This is a genomic window from Halomonas sp. GD1P12, assembly GCF_025725645.1.
Taxonomy (GTDB): domain Bacteria; phylum Pseudomonadota; class Gammaproteobacteria; order Pseudomonadales; family Halomonadaceae; genus Vreelandella.
This window is the reverse complement of the sequence record NZ_CP107007.1, coordinates 541,060-556,935: the sequence shown is the minus strand read 5'-3', so window position 1 is coordinate 556,935 and position 15,876 is coordinate 541,060. Positions and strand designations below refer to the sequence as shown.

Below are 15,876 nucleotides of genomic sequence, written 5' to 3'. Positions count from 1 at the left end.
TCTTTCATGGCATCAGCCCAGAAAACGCTGCCAGAGGCGGGAAACCGCGTCGCGGTGATGCGCCAGCGCTTCGACATCGCCCAGGGGCTTGTCGCCGGTCAGCGCCGCGCGGTGGGTGCGGCTGCGATAGGCCAGGTACGCCTCGCGAAGCGCCAGCGCCTCCTCCTCACCCAGGTAGTCGTGCTCCTCGAGCGTCTCCAGAATGCGCATGTTGTCCGGGTAGGTGGCAAGCGCCGGCGTCTTGTGGGAGAGCGCGAGCACGCCGTACTGGCAGAGAAACTCGATATCCACCATGCCGCCAGCGTCCTGCTTCAAATTGAACGTCTTCTCCTGCCCCTTGCCCGGCGGCGTGCCCAGGTGATCGCGCATCTTGCGACGCATGCCGATGACGTCCTCTTTTAATTTGTCGAGCTCGCGAGGCGTGGTCATAAGCTCAGCGCGAAGCTCAGAAAATTTTTCAGCCAGCGTCTCGTTGCCCGCCACCACACGGGCGCGCACCAGCGCCTGGTGCTCCCAGGTCCAGGCGTTCTGGCGCTGGTACTCGCCGAAGGCCTTGAGCGAGGTCACCAAAAGCCCGGCGTTGCCGGATGGGCGCAGGCGCATGTCCACCTCGTACAGGCTGCCGGCGGGCGTGGTGGCGGTGAGCAGGTGGATGATGCGCTGCCCAAGGCGGGTATAGAACACCGGCGTGTCGAGCGGGCGCGGCCCGTTGGTCGTGCCCTTGCCGTCGCTGTCGTGCAAAAACACCAGATCCAGATCCGAGCCGTAGCCGAGTTCGATCCCGCCCAGCTTGCCGTAGCCGACGATCAGAAATGCCGGATCGAACTCGCTGGCGCCTTCGGGCACGCCGTGCTTGCGCGCCACGTGCTTCCAGGCCATCGCCAGCACGGCGTCGAGTATCACCTCGGCGATGTAGGTCAGGTAGTCGCTCACCTTCATCAAATGGCGCGTGCCGGCGATGTCCGAGGCGGCCACGTGCAGGGTCTTGGCGTGCTTGAATACTCTGAGCGCCTCGAGTTGCGCCTCCTCGTCGTCCTCCGGCAGGCGGTTGAGCGTCTGGCGCAGCTCATCGCCCAGGGCGTCTTTATTCGCCGGCGTGTAGAGCGTCTGGGGCGTCAAGAGCTCGTCGAGCAGAATCGGGTAGCGGGCCAGATGCTGGGCGATCCAGGGGCTCGGCGCGCACAGGCGCATCAGATGCTCGAGCGCGTGAGGATTTTCGCGCAGAAGCGCCAGGTACGCGGTGCGGCGCAGCACCGATTCGATCAAGGGCTGCACCCGCTCCAGCGCCGTATCCGGGGTGTCGTGTTCGGCCACGGCGTCGAGCAGCAGCGGCATCAGCGCGTCCAGGCGCTCGAAGCCGATACGCTGCATGCTCTGTACCTGGCGGGAGTGATAGAAGCTTTTCAAGCGCTTTAACACCGCGGCCGGATCATTAAAGCCTGCGGCATCGAGCTGCGCCGTCGCCTCGTCCTCGGGCAGCTCGTCGCGCCATAAAAGCCGCCACTGCTCCAGGCCAATACTGCCCTCTTCCGGGTCGGCGGTTTCCTCCTCCGGGTCGGCGATCACCGCATCGAAATGGCGGCGCACGCGTTCGCGGGCGGTGTCGAGCGCCGCTAAAAGCTCGGACCAGTTCATGTGCAACGCGTAGGCCACGCGCACGCGCTCGTCGTCGTCATCTGGCAGCATCTGCGTCTGACGATCGTCGAGCGCCTGAATGGCGTGCTCGACGTCGCGCAAAAAGGCGTAGTCAGTCAGAAGCTCGTCGACGACTTCAACGGGCAATAGCTCCAGCTTGGGCAGCTCGGCCAGCGCGCGTTTGAGCGAGGCGACCTGCAGCTCGGTGTCGCGGCCGCCGCGAATCAGCTGAAATGCCTGGACGACGAACTCGACCTCGCGAATGCCGCCGGGGCCGAGCTTGATGTTGCTCTCCATGCCCTTGCGCTTCACCTCGCGGTTGATCATCGACTTGAGTTCTCGAAGCGACTCGATCGCGCCGAAGTCGAGATAGCGCCGGTAAACGAAGGGGCGCAGGCTCTCAAGCAGCGCCTGGCCGCCTTCGATGTCGCCGCCGACCGGGCGCGCCTTGAGCATCGCATAGCGCTCCCACTCGCGCCCCTGGTCCTGGTAGTAGCTCGACAGCATCGAAAAGCTGCCTACCAGCGGGCCGCCGTCGCCGAGCGGGCGCAGGCGCATGTCGACGCGAAAGGCGAAGCCGTCAGCGGTCACCGCGTCCAGCGCGGCGATCAGGCGCTGGCCGAGCTTGGTGAAGTACTCCTGGTGGGCCAGCGGCTTGCGCCCGCCGCTGGTCTCGCCCTTCTCGGCGAAGGCGAAGATCAGGTCGATATCGGAGGAGAGGTTGAGCTCGCCGGCGCCGAGCTTACCCATGCCCAGCACCACCAGCCGCTGGGGGCGGCCGTCGCGACACGGCGCCGGGGTGCCCCAGCGCGGGGCGTAGAAGGCTTCGAGCCAGCCAAGCGCTCCTTCGATCGCCACTTCGGCAAGCCAGGAGAGCGCCTGGGCGGTGTCCCACATGGCGTAACCGTTGCCCCGGTTGAGATCGCGCCAGATGATGCCCAGCATGCGCGCACGGCGAAAGCGGCGCACGACCCGATGCATGGCCTCTTCGTCCTCAACGCCGGACAGCGCCTCAGAAAGCCACGTCTGCTGGCGCGCCTTGTCCGGCGTGGCGTCGAGTTCGCCGTTGTCTGACAGTGTTTCGAGCCAGCCCGGGTAGCGGCCAAGCGTCTGCGCGGCGAAGTGCGACACCGTCAGCACCCGGTAGAGTTCAAACCGCCGGGCGTCGGTGAGCGTCTCGAAGAAGGCCGAGGGCAGCGGCTTATCGGTCATCGAGGCGACGTTGTCCGCCTTGTCGAGCGCCTCGAAAAGCTCGTTGAGTGCCTGCTCGGCGATCGGCGTGACCGCCTCGGGCGCATCTGCGAGTACCGCTGCGTTCCACTGCATAGCCACCTCCTGGCTGGCACCAACCCCGTCGGTGCTCTCTAAATCAGTGCTGTTTAAAAATGTAGTCGCCTACCCGGCCAGCTTCACCCACCCAAGCACGCCCCAGGTCAGGCCCGCCATGATCAGCGAGAGCATCACCGCCGCCGAGCCGATGTCCTTCGCCCGGCCGGAGAGCTCGTGGTGCTCGGTGCCGATACGATCCACCACGTTCTCCACGGCGCTGTTCAAAAGCTCGACGATCAGCACCATGAACAGACTGCCCACCAGCATCAGCCACGCCATCGCGGTGTCCGCCAGCCACCAGGCCAGCGGCAGCATGATGGTGCAGATGACCAGCTCCTGACGAAAGGCCGCTTCGTTTTTAAAGGCCGCCTTGAGCCCTTTCCACGAGTAGCGCGTGGAGTGAATCAGGTGGGTTATTCCGGTATGCCTTGGCTTCATCGCGCCATGTCGCTCTCATCAAGGTGGATTAGTGGGCCGTAATCATGGCGTCCAGGTCGAGTGCCAGCGGGTCGAGCACCTCCGACCAGCTTAAGTAAGGCGTGGTGCCGGTGCCATTCACCAATACGCTAAACACCCCCCAGCGCCCCTGGGCCGTACGAAAGTAGCCCGCGGCGGCGCGCACCGCAAACGGCTCGTTGAGCGTACCGGTTTTCAGCATCACGTTGTTTTGAAAGCCCGGCGGGCCGCGGCGAATGAAGCGCATCACGCCGTTGGCCGGCGACTGAAACGCCGCCACGAAGCTTGGAAACAGCGCACTTTGATTGAACATCGCCTCGAGCATCGCGGTGACGCCCTGGGCCGAGGTGCGATTGCCCGTGGTCAGGCCACTGCCGCTTTCAAGCGTGACCGGGCCGTGGCCGGGAATCGAATGGGCGAAGGCCTCCAGCGCCTGGCCGGCCTGGTAGAGCTGGGCCTGGGGCGTCTCGACCAGATCGAGCGCCAGCACGTCGGCCATGTAGTTGTTGGAGTAGTTCATGGTGCGCAGCAAAAGCTCCTGCAAGGGCTTACTGTCCACCGCCGCCAGCCGGCTCGCCCCGCTCGGCCGCGCCGAGGTGACCCGCCAGGGGTCGCGCACGCGGATACCCGCCTGGCCCAGCATGCTCAAAAGCGTTTGGGCGGTCTGCTCCGCCGGGTCACCAACGCCGCGGTACACGTCCCGAGCGGCGGCGTTGGTCGAAATCTGACCGGTCACGCGCATCACGTCGCCGCGCTCATCGGTAATGCGCACGGCGCTTAGCTCGGTGCCGCTGTTGGCGGGCACGGTGCGTACCTGGTTGTCGATCGTGATCAAGGGCTGAGGGCTATCGCACAGCGACGCTTGCGCCGGCGCATTGGCGACAGGCGCCGGCGCCACGTTCACGCACCAGGCGCCGAAGTTGACGCCGGCGGAGGTGAGCGGCGCGCTGTAGGCGTTGGTCACGCGGGTCTGGGCGTTGCAGCGGTCGGTCGTGACGCACTCGACCGGGCCAAAGCGCCACTGGCTGACCACCAGCGCCCCGTCGACCTGCTCGACCCCGGCCAGTTGAAGGCGCTGCACCAGCCGCCACAGATCCTCGGTGGTCAGTCCCGGGTCGCCGCCGCCTTCGAACACCAGATCGCCGCGCAGTACGCCGGCTTCGACCGGCGCGCTGCTGACCAGCGACGTGGTAAAGCGGTGCTGAGGCCCGAAGCGGCTCAAAAGCGCCGCGCTCATGTAGGCCTTGGTGACCGAAGCGGGCGACAGCTGGCGCTCCGGGTTGATGCGCCCCAGCACCTGGTGGGTATCCGGGCCTAAAAGCCGCGCCTCGGCGCTGATCGAAAAGCCCTTGCTTTCGAGCTGGCCAAGGCGAGTGAAATCCGCCCACAGCGGCTGGCTGAACACTAACGCGGCCAGGGCCGCCCCTGCCAGCCGCGCCGGCCGAACAAACGTTGATAAACGACTCACTCTTACCGTCCTTGAATGCATGTTCATGTTGGAAACAGGTTTCGCGTCACGCCTGAATCACAAATTCGAGAGCCCTTGAGCGCCCACGGTGTGGCTTTGAAGCGTACAGGTCAGGCGCCAAAGCGGCTGGCCGCTCTGGGCGTACTTCGCCTCGAAAGGCGTCAGATACGAAGGGCCTGGCGTCAGTGATTCGACTGTCGCCTGCCGATGAGTGGCAAGCGCCACCGCCTGGGCGAACTCCTCGATGTAGATCTGCCAGTTCGAGCGCACCTCGAGTTGCCCACCCAGCGCCAGCACGGCGGGAAACACCGGGTGGCCGTGCCAGCGCATCTTCAGGTGCGCGGCCTTGGGGTACGGGTTGGGGTACAGCAGATAGTGGCGCTCGGGGGCCCAGCCTGCCGCCAGCGCCAGCCGCCAGAAATCGATGAGATCGGCGCGCACCAGCAGCGCGTTGTCCGGCGGCGCGCCGTGTTCGCGGCCCAGCCGGCTTTCGCTTCGATCCACCCCGATCACCGCGTGGTCCGGGAACCGCTCGGCCAGCCGCCTTGTCGAAAGGCCCACCCCGCAGCCGGCATCGAGAATCAGCGGCGCGCTCGTCTGTTCACGCCAGAGGCTGGCCTGCTCGAACGCCTGGCGGCTGTGGTCGGCCACGGGCTTTTTGAGCGGATGCGCCAGCGCGCGCTGAACGCGCCGGGCCAGATCCTGGTGGGGGCCGGGCTGATTGGAAGTAACGACTCGAGACGCGTGCTGCATGCCACCCTCTGAGGGAAAAACCACGATTCTATCAGTCTCCGGCGCGCGCGGCATGACGCCATTGCACCCCTGGTGCTATGATCGTGTCCATGAATGTCAGGACACTCGGCCAGGGTCTTTCAAGCGCCCCGCCGAGGCGTACGTTACCCAACTATCGCACCACGAGGAATCCGGCTTGTCACACTTACCGGTAATTGTCGGCATGGGCGGCATCAATCCTGCTGGCAGAACCTCGGGCCATCAGGCCTTTCGCCGCACCGTGCTTGATGCGCTACCTACTGATCAAAAGCGCCATACGCTGGAGAGCCTGGCGGCGCTAATGCGCTTGGCGATCCATACCGAGCAGGGCTGGCAAAATGACCAGGGCGAGCCGATCGAGGCGCCCACCGAGACGCTTTTCGAGCGCGTCTTGAACCACACGCTGATCCGGCGCAACGAAGATCCGCACTTTCTCGCCCCCGGTATGCCCGCCAGCCGCCAGGCAGAGATGGCCCTCGACACCCCGCTGCACTTCACGCTGCGCCGGCGCCAGCTGCCGGAGCAGCTGCCGGCCAACTGGGAAGTGAGCGACACCGAGGACGCCCGCCACGTGAAGGTCAGCGTGCCCGCCGGGGTGTTCAATGCGCTGCTGCCGGATGCCCAGACGCCCAAGGTCGTGGCCGCCGCGCAGTTGCCTACCGGTTTCGACCCGGCAAGCCTTTATCGCAGCGTGCACCACCCGCGGGGGCTGTCGATGGCCATTTTCGCCGCCAGCGACTGCTTGGGCGCCAGCGGCCTTGAGTGGGAGCGGCTGCGCGAGCGCCTGGACCCGGACAAGATCGCCGTTTACGCCGGCAACTCCATTGGCCAGCTCGACGAGGCCGGCTGGGGCGGGCTGATGAAAAGCCTGGTGAGCGGCAACCGCGCCACCTCCAAGCAGATGCCGCTGGGCTACGCGCAGATGCCAGCGGACTTTCTCAACGCCTACGTGCTGGGAAGCGTCGGCAGCACCGGAGCCGCACTCGGCGCCTGTGCAAGCTTTCTCTACAACCTGCGTTTAGGGCTTCAGGACATTCGCGAAGGCCGCGCTCGGGTGGTGATGGTGGGCACCGCGGATGCGCCGATCACCCCGGAGATCATCGAAGGCTTTCGCGCCATGGGGGCGCTGGCCGACGACGCCAGTCTCAAGGCGCTCGACGCCCTCGAGCTTCTGACCGACGCGGATTACCAGCGCGCCTGCCGGCCTTTCGCCCAGAACTGCGGCTTCACCATGGCCGAGGCGAGCCAGTTCGTGATGCTGATGGACGATACGCTGGCGCTCGAGACCGGCGCGGATATCCTCGGCGCGGTGCCGGACGTGTTCGTCAACGCCGACGGCTTCAAACGCTCGATCTCCGCCCCCGGCATCGGCAACTACATTACGCTTGGCAAGGCGGCGGCGCTGGTGCGCGACATGCTCGGCGACACGGCGCTCAAGCAGCGCACGTTCGTGCATGCCCACGGCACCAGCACGCCGAAAAACCGCACCACCGAGTCCCACGTGCTGCACGAAATCGCCCGCGCCAACGGCATCGATGCTTGGCCGGTGGTGGCGATCAAGGCGTTCATCGGCCACTCCCAGGGCTCGGCGGCGGGTGATCAGCTGACCAGTGCCCTGGGCAGCTTCCAGCACGACCTGCTGCCCGGTATTCCCACGCTGGACGCGGTGGCAAGCGACGTCCACGCCGAGCGGCTGCGCTTTTTCCAGACGCCGCTCGCCTTTAAGGCAGACGCCAGCTTCATCAACGCCAAGGGCTTTGGCGGCAACAACGCCACCGGCGTGGTGCTCTCGCCCAGCGTCACCGAGCGGCTGCTCGAAAAGCGCCACGGCGACCAGGCCATGCAGGCGTGGCGAGCGCGCCGCGAAGACGTCCGCGCCCGCTCGAAAGCGTACCTGGCCCAGGCCGACCGCGGCCACTACGCGCCGCGCTACCAGTTCGGCGAGGCCGTGCTCGAAGGCCCGGAGCTTGGCATCGACATGGACCGCATCCATATTCCAGGCTACGCCCAGCCGGTGTCGTTGACGGTGGATAACCCCTTTGGTCGGCTCGACGACGAGGAGAGCGCATCATGAGCGCCGAGCAACCCCGAGTGGCGGTCTACCCCGGCACGTTCGACCCGATCACCAACGGTCATTTCGATCTGATCGCGCGCGCCGCGAAGATGTTCGATCGCGTGGTGATCGCCGTGGCCGAAAGCCCTAACAAGAAGCCGGCGCTATCGCTGGATCAGCGCATCGCGCTGGTGGAATCGACGTGCCATGAGCTTCCCAACGTGTCGGCGGTCGGGTTCTCGTCGCTTTTGACCACCCTGATGGCGGATCTCGATGCGCGCATCATGCTGCGCGGCATTCGCGCCGCCTCCGACTTTGAGTACGAGCTGCAGCTTGCTAACATGAACCGGGCGCAGAATCCGACGCTCGAGAGCGTGTTTTTGACGCCGGCGGTCGAGAACTCCTATATTTCGTCGACGATCGTTCGCGAAATCGCGCGCCTTGGCGGCGATGTGTCCGCGCTGGTGCCTCCCAAGGTCGCCGAGGCGTTGGCCGAGCGCTTCAACGCCCCTTGAGCCCCATCACCCACGCAGTACCGCTGCGGCGGGCGAATCCGTCATTCACGAGGTAATAGCCATGTCCCTGATGATTACCGACGAATGCATCAACTGCGACGTCTGCGAGCCGGAATGCCCTAACGATGCGATCTCGCCGGGTGAAGAAATCTACGTGATCGACCCGGGTCTTTGCACCGAGTGCGTCGGCCACTTCGACGAGCCTCAGTGCCAACAGGTCTGCCCGGTGGACTGCATCCCGCTCGACCCGAACCGCCCGGAAACCAAAGAGCAGCTGTTGAAAAAGTATCACCTCATTACTGCCGCCTGACCCGCCCGTGCGCATCTGGGCGCTCGCCTGGCCCATCATTCTCTCCAACGTCACCGTCCCGCTTCTGGGGCTGGTGGACACTGCCGTGGTCGGCCACCTGCCGGATTCGCGCTATCTGGCCGCGGTCACTCTGGGCGCAACGCTGTTCGGTTTTCTTTATTGGGGCTTTGGCTTTCTGCGCATGGGCACCACCGGCCTGGTCGCCCAGGCCATGGGCCGCGAGGCACCCAATGACATCAAACATCTTTTGGGGCAGTCGCTTTTACTGGCGGTTTTGATCGGCGCGGCGCTGGTGCTTGCGAGCTCGCCGCTGATCGACCTTGGGCTGTGGCTGCTCGATGGAAGCAAAGAGGCTCAGGCGCTTGCCCGCGAGTACGCCGAGATTCGGCTTTGGTCTGCGCCGGCGGTGCTGGCCAACTATACGATTCTGGGCTGGTTTCTGGGCCAGCAAAACGCTCGCGTTACGCTCTACCTGCTGCTTTTGACCAACGCCGTCAATATCGCGCTCGATCTCGTCTTCGTGGTGGGTCTTGGCATGACCAGCAACGGCGTGGCGCTGGCAAGCGTCATTGCCGACTACAGCGCGCTGGCCTTCGGCGCGTGGCTGGTGGTTCGCCAGCTGCGGCTGCTGGACGGCGTCTTCGAGCGCTCAAGACTCTGGCGGCTTCGCGCCTACCGGGCGCTTTTCAGCGTCAACGCGCACCTGTTCGTGCGCACCCTGGGGCTTTTGTTCGCCACCGCGTTTTTCACCGCCCAGGGCGCGCGCCAGGGCGATACGATGCTTGCCGCCAATGCGGTGCTTTTGCAGTTCATCATGCTGACCAGCTACGCGCTGGACGGCTTTGCCCACGCGGCCGAATCGCTGACCGGCCGGGCGTTTGGCCGACGCGACTGGGCGGGCTTTGCGGCCACGGTCAAGGCCGCCGCGCGCTTTTCGTTTTACACGGCGCTGGCTACCGCGCTTGGTTTCGCGCTGTTCGGTAACGTCCTGATCGCGCTGTTGACCGGTCTTTTAGAGGTGCGCACGACCGCCGCCGAGTACCTGCCCTGGATGGTCGCCATGCCCCTGATCGCGGTGTGGAGCTATCTGCTCGACGGCGTATTCATCGGCACCACCGCGGTGCGCGAAATGCGCAACAGCATCTTCGCAGGCCTTGGCGTTTATCTGCCCGCCTGGTGGCTCTTCCAGGGGCTTGGCAATCACGGGCTGTGGCTCGCCTTTACGCTGTTCATGCTCACCCGCTCCGCAGTGCTCGCCGGCTACTACGCCCGCTACCGGCGAAGCCGCTGGTGCGCCGCCCAGGCGGAGTATTGATCGCTGGCGGTTACCCATCCGCGGTTAACCCATCGGCGGGGATGAAAAAGGCACCCCAGGCTCGTATATTGAGCGGGCACTCCCAATAACGAATAAAGCGAGCCTCTTATGCTAAGGTTTATTGCCAGGCCTGCGGTCAAGCTGGTCGAGCGCTATCTCCCCGACCCCTATATTTTCGTCCTGCTGCTGACGCTGATCGCCTCCGTGGCGGCCATCGCCGTGGAGCGCCAAACGCCGCTTGCAGTGCTGCGCATGTGGGGCGACGGCTTCTGGGGGCTTTTGACCTTCTCCATGCAGATGCTGCTGGTACTGGTCACCGGCTTCATGTTGGCAAGCTCGCCGCCGGTCAAGCGCCTGCTGGCAAGGCTTGCGGGCACCGCCAAAAGCGCCGGTGGCGCGATCATTCTCGTCACTCTGGTGTCGCTGGCCGCGAGCTGGATCAACTGGGGCTTTGGTCTCGTCGTCGGGGCGCTGTTCGCCAAGGAGCTGGCGCGACTGGTGCGGGTCGATTACCGCCTGTTGGTGGCGAGCGCCTACTCCGGGTTCGTGGTCTGGCACGGGGGGTTGGCGGGCTCGATTCCGCTGACCATCGCCACCGACGGCCACTTCTCCGCCGATCAGATCGGCGTGATCGGCACCGGCTCGACGATCTTTGCATTCTTCAACCTCGCCATCGTCGTCTGCCTGTTCGTGGCCATCCCGCTGATCAACCGTTTGATGCTGCCGCCGGACGAGGAGAGCGTCTACGTGGATCGCGCGCTTCTCGATGACGAACCAGAGACGGTCGAGCGTGCCACCCGCCCGGCAGAGAAGCTCGAAAACAGCATGGGCCTGGCGCTGCTGGTGGGCGTGCCAGGGCTTTTGTTTTTGCTCGACCACTTTTTCCTGCGCGGCGGCGGGCTCAACCTGAACGTGGTCAACTTTCTGTTTCTGTTTGCCGCGATCGTGCTGCACCGCACGCCGCGCAACCTGTTGAACAGCCTGAACGAGGCGATCAAGGGCGGCGCGGGCATCGTGATTCAGTTCCCCTTCTACGCCGGCATCATGGCGATCATGGTGCAGTCGGGGCTGGCCGAGAGCATGTCGCAGTGGCTGGTCTCGTTTGCCAGCGCCACGTCGCTGCCGTTCTGGTCGTTCATCAGCGCCGGCATCGTCAACATCTTCGTGCCGTCCGGAGGCGGTCAGTGGGCGGTGCAGGCGCCGGTCATGCTGCCTGCCGCCGAGGCGCTGGGCGCGGACGTAGCGCGTATCGCCATGGCGGTCGCCTGGGGCGATGCCTGGACGAACCTGCTCCAGCCGTTCTGGGCGCTGCCGGTGCTCGCCATCGCGGGGCTCAAGGCCAAGGACATTATGGGCTTTTGCCTGGTTCAGCTATTTTTAACCGGCGTGATCATTTCCGTGGGGCTTGTGTGGTTTTGAGCGCCGGCGGTTTCACTTCACGGGCGGCCCGCGCAGGGCAGGCGCCCTTTCAGGCTTTCAAGAGCAGCTTATGACGGACATTTTTAGCGCTGACAGCGCCCTGCCGGGCCAGCGCGAACTCTCCATGACGGTATTGATGACGCCGGACATGGCCAACTTCAGTGGCAAGGTGCATGGCGGCGCGATTCTCAAAAAGCTCGACGAGGTGGCCTACGCCTGCGCCAGCCGCTACTCCGGCCACTACGTGGTCACCCTTTCCGTGGACCAGGTACTGTTCAAACAGCCGATCATGGTCGGCGAGCTGGTCACGTTTTTGGCCAGCGTCAACCACGTGGGCCGCTCCTCGATGGAGATCGGCATCAAGGTGGTGGCCGAAGACATCCGCGAAAAGCTGATTCGTCATACCAACAGCTGCTATCTGACCATGGTCGCGGTCGACCGGGAGGGCCAGCCCGCCCAGGTGGCGCCGCTGTCACTGAATACGCCGCTTCAGAAGCTGCGCTTTGAAAAAGCGGCGCTACGCAAGAAGCATCGAAAGCAGGCCGAGCAGGAAGAGAAGCGCGCCCAGCAGCACCTCAGAGACGACTAGCCCGCCGCCGCTTCGCCCACACCGAAAGGAGTCACCATGCTGGCCAGAGAGCGCCACCCCAAACTACCCCGCGCCGTGGAGTACGCGCACATCGGCTGGGACTTTTTCATTCTGGCCGCGGTGATCGCGAACCTGGCGCTGTTGCTGTTCGATTCGCTGTTTCTGCTCGGCTGGTTCGAGCAGCTGGTACAGCGCGCCTCGCCAGGCTTTCACGGCTTCTACGACGCCGAAATTCACAGCCGATTTTTCGCCATCGACCTGGTGTTCGTCACGATTTTCGTCATCGACGTGCTCTTGGGGTGGACGGCAGCGATCATCGAGCGCCGCTATCACCGCTGGTTCTTCTACCCGTTCATCCACTGGTACGACGTACTGGGCTGCATTCCGCTGGCGGGCTTTCGCTGGCTGCGCGCGCTCAGAGTGCTGTCGCTGGTCCACCGGCTCCACCGGTTAGGGCTGATCGACGTGCGCAACTGGTCGAGCTTTCGCTTTGTCATGAAGTATTACGACATCCTGCTCGAGGAGCTCTCTGATCGTATCGCGCTGCGTTTGATGGGCAACGTGCAGCAGCAAATTCTGGCCGCCGACTCGCTGACCGAGCGCCTCGTCGACCGGGTGATCATGCCGCGCAAGAGCGAGCTGATCAAGGAGATCTCCCAGCGGCTGGAGTCCACCGTGGGCAAGGCGTACCAGCAAAATCGCCAGGAGATCATGACCTCCATCGACGCTTTGATCACGCGCACGCTGCTTGAGACCCCGGAGATCCAGCGGCTCAATCGCCTGCCCATGGGCGAAACCGCTTCCAGCGCCATGCAGGCGGCACTCAGCGGCGTCGCCCAGCGGCTGGTGGACGAGTTGGCGCTGGGTATCCACTCACCGGAGTTTCGCCAAATGATCGAGCGCACCGCGGACAGCGGCTTTGACAGCTGGCTGACCGTGGACGACACCAGCGCTCACGTCACCGAGCAGGTGCTCTACGACATTCTGGAAATGCTCAAGGAGCAGGTGCGCCGACAGCGCTGGAGAGACCGCTATGAATAGGTCACGTCATGGGCAGTGAGTGGCTGTTACTACTGGGGCCGGTGGCGCTTTTCATGATGTCGATGACGCTGACGCCGGGGCCGAACAACCTGATGCTGACCGCCTCCGGGGCGAACTTCGGCGTGCGCCGAACGCTGCCCCACATGGGCGGCATCGTCGGCGGCTGCTTCTGTCTTTATCTCGCCATTGCGCTGGGCCTTGGCACGCTGTTCGAGCGTTTTCCGGTGTTGCAGTGGAGCCTGCGCTGGGCGGGCAGCGCTTATCTGCTCTATCTCGCTTACAAAATCGCCACGGCGCCGCCGCCGAACCTGAGCGATACTCGCGCCAGGGGCAAGCCGCTGACCTTCGGCCAGGCGGCGCTTTTCCAGCTCGCCAATCCCAAGGCCTGGGTGCTGGGGCTTGCGCTAATCGCCGGGTTTCTGCCGGAAAACGGCCCGATGCTGCTTAATGCGGTGCTTCTGGTGGGGATGGCCGAACTCACCGCCCTGCCGTGTTTGCTGGTGTGGGCGGTGTTTGGCGTGGCGATCGGGCGCTTCATCAAGACCGCGGCGGCCTGGCGGGCGTTCAACGTGACGATGGGGCTTTTGACCGCCGCCTGCGTGGTGCTGATTCTGCGTTAGCCGCAGCGCAGCGCGGTGATGCGCCCGGCCTCGTCGAGCTCGATGTTGAGCCGGTCTTCGCGGTAGTCCATGGTCGCCACGCTATTGGGTGGCAACACGCGCACATCGCGCGCGCCACTCTGACTCATGAGCTCGCGAGAGCGCGCCTCGGTCAGCGGTTCGCCAACGGCCTCGAGCGAAGCGATATTGCAGGCGCCCTGCGAGGTAGCGGGCGGCGCGTTGTCGGCGACCCGGGGCGGCGGCGGGGCACTGACGTCCGGGCTGCTCGGCGCCTGGGCGACGCCGGTCTGAGCCGCACAGGCGCTCAGGAGCACACCGAGGGTCAGCGCGCCAGTGGCCGTCAGGCAGGTTCTAAGAAAGCGATCAAGATTGGGCATGTCACGTTTCCTTGTGAATGCGCGATGAAAAAGCCGCCAACGTGTAAAAGCGACGGCCCCAAACGAAAGAAGCAGGCGGAAAAACCTTCCGCCTGCTTCCTGGAGCACCCGACCGAACTTACTCGGCGGCGTCCTGCACGGCCTGGCCGCCCGCTTGCACGTCCTTGCCTGCGCCGGAAATGGTGTTGCAACCGGCCAACGCTGAAGCGCTGATCAGCATAATGAAGCTTACGGCGAGTAGTTTTTTCATCATGTTCTCCTTAACATTCACGGGGTCGGAAAGCCTTCGCGTGTCACTATCACGCAGGCGTATAGTCAGCGTAACAGCGTTTTAACGATTCTGCCCGTTTAACGCCGCCACGTGCATCGATTTTTATGACAGCGCCCTTGAACTGTCAACGTTTTATCCCGGAGCCCACCCCATGAGCACTTTCGAGCTGGATAGCCGCCTGGCCGCCGACACCCTGTCGCTTGCCGACCTGCCGCTTTGCCGCGCGCTGTTGATGAACGACGCGCGCTTTCCCTGGGTGATTCTGGTGCCGCGCCGGCCAGGCGTGCGCGAGATATTCGAGCTTTCAAACGACGACCAAACGCAGCTTCACCGGGAGACCACCGCGCTTGGCCAGGCGCTTCAGCTGGCCTTTCAAGGCGACAAGCTCAACGTGGCAGCACTGGGCAACGTCGTCAGCCAGCTTCATGTGCATCTGGTGGTGCGCTTTACGCGCGATGACGCCTGGCCGGCGCCGGTATGGGGCAAGGGCGAGGCGGTGCCCTATAGCCCGACGCTTCAACGCGAGCGCCGCGAGCGGATTCTGGCCCACATGGATAAGCTCGACGTTTAGCGAATCAAGCGCCAGGACCAAAGGGGGCGCTGCTCGAGCGCGCCGGCGGCTCGCTGAACAGTGGCGAGCTCGCCGGCTGATCGAAGCCCGCGACCGACAGCGACACGCCCAACGCCACGATCACAACACCTCCGGCCAGCGCCGCCCAGGCAGCGATCTTTTCGACCGCGCGGCTTTGCGATTGACGCGCCAGCCGCCGGGTCGCCCAGCCCCGAGCGAACACGCTGGCCAGCGCCAGCGCCGATACCGTAATACCGGTGCCCAGCGACATCGCGACCACTGCGCTGACGCCAACCCAAAACTGGCCTAAAAGCCCCGCCGCCCCGAGTAACAGCACCGCCCCGGAACAGGGGCGCAGGCCAATCGCGCCAACGGTCATCAGCGCGGTGCGCCAATCAAGCGCCTGGTCCGGTTCGACATGGTGCGCGCCGCCGCAGCAGTGGGCGCCGTGTTCATGATGGTCGCCGTGCTCGTGCTGATGATGCGGATGGAAATGGCCGTGGCTGGGCGCCGAGAGCAGCCCCGGGCCTTGCGACACCGGCGTCAACACCGCCGGCGCCCTGGAGCGATAGGCATGGCGCAGCTTTCGCGCCGCGCGCACGCAGAGCCAGACGCCCAACAGCGCGACCAGCAAAAAACTGCCCTGCTCGACCCACACCACCTGCCCCATCGCCTGGCGGGTCAAAAAGCCCAGCCCGAACACCAGCACGCCAACCATGACGATAGCGGTCACCCCTTGCAGGATCGAAGCGGCAAACGAGAGCCCCAGAGCACGGCGGGTCGCGCCGCCGTGGGAGGCGAGATAGGTCGCCAGCACCGCCTTGCCGTGACCCGGGCCCGCGGCGTGGAATACGCCGTAGCCAAAGCTTACGCTCAGAAGCGTCACCCACGCCGAGTTCGACGGCGTGCGCGCAAGCTCGGTGATGGAGAGCGTCAGCGCCCGATGAAGCTCACGCTGCCAGGCCAGAATCTGCAGGCTCGCACCCTGGAACCAGAGCGTGGCCGCCCAGATGGCAAGCCCAATCAGGCCGATCACCAACGCAAGCGTGAGCCCGGTTTTGAAGCGCGCGCTCGAGGGCGACGCGTTGGAAGTTCGATGCTTATTGGTAAACGTGTTTCGGGCGGTAGGGAGCATG

General features: G+C 64.8%; 16 protein-coding genes. 9 read left to right on the top strand and 7 right to left on the bottom strand.

The features are described from left to right. Nucleotides 1–12 precede the first annotated feature (12 nt). The 4 genes from glnE to trmB form a co-directional block, all read right to left on the bottom strand. Nucleotides 13–2,961 (bottom strand): bifunctional [glutamate--ammonia ligase]-adenylyl-L-tyrosine phosphorylase/[glutamate--ammonia-ligase] adenylyltransferase, encoded by a 2,949-nt coding sequence (glnE, locus tag OCT39_RS02635; protein WP_263586152.1) that lies wholly within the window; start codon nucleotides 2,959–2,961, stop codon nucleotides 13–15. A 69-nt stretch (nucleotides 2,962–3,030) separates the two neighbouring features. Then, nucleotides 3,031–3,402, bottom strand: a complete 372-nt coding sequence (locus OCT39_RS02630; protein ID WP_252106214.1) for a diacylglycerol kinase — start codon at nucleotides 3,400–3,402, stop codon at nucleotides 3,031–3,033. 28 nt (nucleotides 3,403–3,430) lie between these two features. Then, on the bottom strand, nucleotides 3,431–4,888 hold the full coding sequence (dacB, locus tag OCT39_RS02625) for a D-alanyl-D-alanine carboxypeptidase/D-alanyl-D-alanine-endopeptidase (RefSeq protein WP_409365760.1): 1,458 nt from the start codon (nucleotides 4,886–4,888) through the stop codon (nucleotides 3,431–3,433). Nucleotides 4,889–4,945: 57 nt separating this feature from the next. Next, nucleotides 4,946–5,641, bottom strand: coding sequence for a tRNA (guanine(46)-N(7))-methyltransferase TrmB (gene trmB, locus OCT39_RS02620; RefSeq protein WP_263586151.1), 696 nt, complete (start codon nucleotides 5,639–5,641; stop codon nucleotides 4,946–4,948). Between the two features lie 202 nt (nucleotides 5,642–5,843). Between trmB and OCT39_RS02615 the strand changes: the two genes are divergently transcribed. The 8 genes from OCT39_RS02615 (at nucleotide 5,844) to OCT39_RS02580 (ending at nucleotide 13,521) form a co-directional block, all read left to right on the top strand. After that, nucleotides 5,844–7,733 carry a beta-ketoacyl synthase gene (locus OCT39_RS02615; protein ID WP_263587282.1) on the top strand — a complete coding sequence of 630 codons (1,890 nt, stop codon included), beginning with the start codon at nucleotides 5,844–5,846 and terminating at the stop codon, nucleotides 7,731–7,733. Continuing rightward, on the top strand, nucleotides 7,730–8,227 hold the full coding sequence (gene coaD / locus OCT39_RS02610; RefSeq protein WP_263586150.1) for a pantetheine-phosphate adenylyltransferase: 498 nt from the start codon (nucleotides 7,730–7,732) through the stop codon (nucleotides 8,225–8,227). The genes OCT39_RS02615 and coaD overlap by 4 nt, the downstream gene beginning before the upstream one ends. A 61-nt stretch (nucleotides 8,228–8,288) precedes the next feature. Then, nucleotides 8,289–8,537, top strand: a complete 249-nt coding sequence (locus tag OCT39_RS02605) for a YfhL family 4Fe-4S dicluster ferredoxin (RefSeq protein WP_252106211.1) — start codon at nucleotides 8,289–8,291, stop codon at nucleotides 8,535–8,537. Between the two features lie 7 nt (nucleotides 8,538–8,544). After that, nucleotides 8,545–9,852: an MATE family efflux transporter gene (locus OCT39_RS02600; protein WP_263586149.1), complete on the top strand. Its 1,308-nt coding sequence runs from the start codon at nucleotides 8,545–8,547 to the stop codon at nucleotides 9,850–9,852. A 108-nt stretch (nucleotides 9,853–9,960) separates the two neighbouring features. After that, the gene (locus OCT39_RS02595) at nucleotides 9,961–11,271 is read left to right on the top strand and encodes a short-chain fatty acid transporter (protein WP_263586148.1); all 1,311 of its coding nucleotides are present in this window, start codon (nucleotides 9,961–9,963) and stop codon (nucleotides 11,269–11,271) included. Between the two features lie 70 nt (nucleotides 11,272–11,341). Beyond that, complete coding sequence (locus OCT39_RS02590; protein ID WP_263586147.1) at nucleotides 11,342–11,860, top strand: acyl-CoA thioesterase; 519 nt, start codon at nucleotides 11,342–11,344, stop codon at nucleotides 11,858–11,860. A gap of 36 nt (nucleotides 11,861–11,896) precedes the next feature. After that, nucleotides 11,897–12,901: an ion transporter gene (locus tag OCT39_RS02585; RefSeq protein ID WP_263586146.1), complete on the top strand. Its 1,005-nt coding sequence runs from the start codon at nucleotides 11,897–11,899 to the stop codon at nucleotides 12,899–12,901. 8 nt (nucleotides 12,902–12,909) lie between these two features. Continuing rightward, nucleotides 12,910–13,521 carry a LysE family translocator gene (locus OCT39_RS02580; protein ID WP_263586145.1) on the top strand — a complete coding sequence of 204 codons (612 nt, stop codon included), beginning with the start codon at nucleotides 12,910–12,912 and terminating at the stop codon, nucleotides 13,519–13,521. On the opposite strand, the gene OCT39_RS02575 is transcribed toward OCT39_RS02580, so the two are convergent. Continuing rightward, entirely contained in the window at nucleotides 13,518–13,898 is a 381-nt protein-coding gene (locus OCT39_RS02575) for an I78 family peptidase inhibitor (RefSeq protein ID WP_263586144.1), read from the bottom strand. The genes OCT39_RS02580 and OCT39_RS02575 overlap by 4 nt on opposite strands. A gap of 118 nt (nucleotides 13,899–14,016) precedes the next feature. Continuing rightward, on the bottom strand, nucleotides 14,017–14,148 hold the full coding sequence (locus tag OCT39_RS02570; protein ID WP_263586143.1) for an entericidin A/B family lipoprotein: 132 nt from the start codon (nucleotides 14,146–14,148) through the stop codon (nucleotides 14,017–14,019). Between the two features lie 172 nt (nucleotides 14,149–14,320). Here OCT39_RS02570 and OCT39_RS02565 point away from each other — a divergent pair, with 172 nt between their 5' ends. Next, nucleotides 14,321–14,740 carry an HIT domain-containing protein gene (locus OCT39_RS02565; protein WP_263586142.1) on the top strand — a complete coding sequence of 140 codons (420 nt, stop codon included), beginning with the start codon at nucleotides 14,321–14,323 and terminating at the stop codon, nucleotides 14,738–14,740. A 4-nt stretch (nucleotides 14,741–14,744) separates the two neighbouring features. Here OCT39_RS02565 and OCT39_RS02560 read toward each other — a convergent pair whose 3' ends face one another. Beyond that, complete coding sequence (locus OCT39_RS02560) at nucleotides 14,745–15,875, bottom strand: nickel/cobalt transporter (RefSeq protein ID WP_263586141.1); 1,131 nt, start codon at nucleotides 15,873–15,875, stop codon at nucleotides 14,745–14,747. Between the last annotated feature and the right edge of the window lies 1 nt (nucleotide 15,876).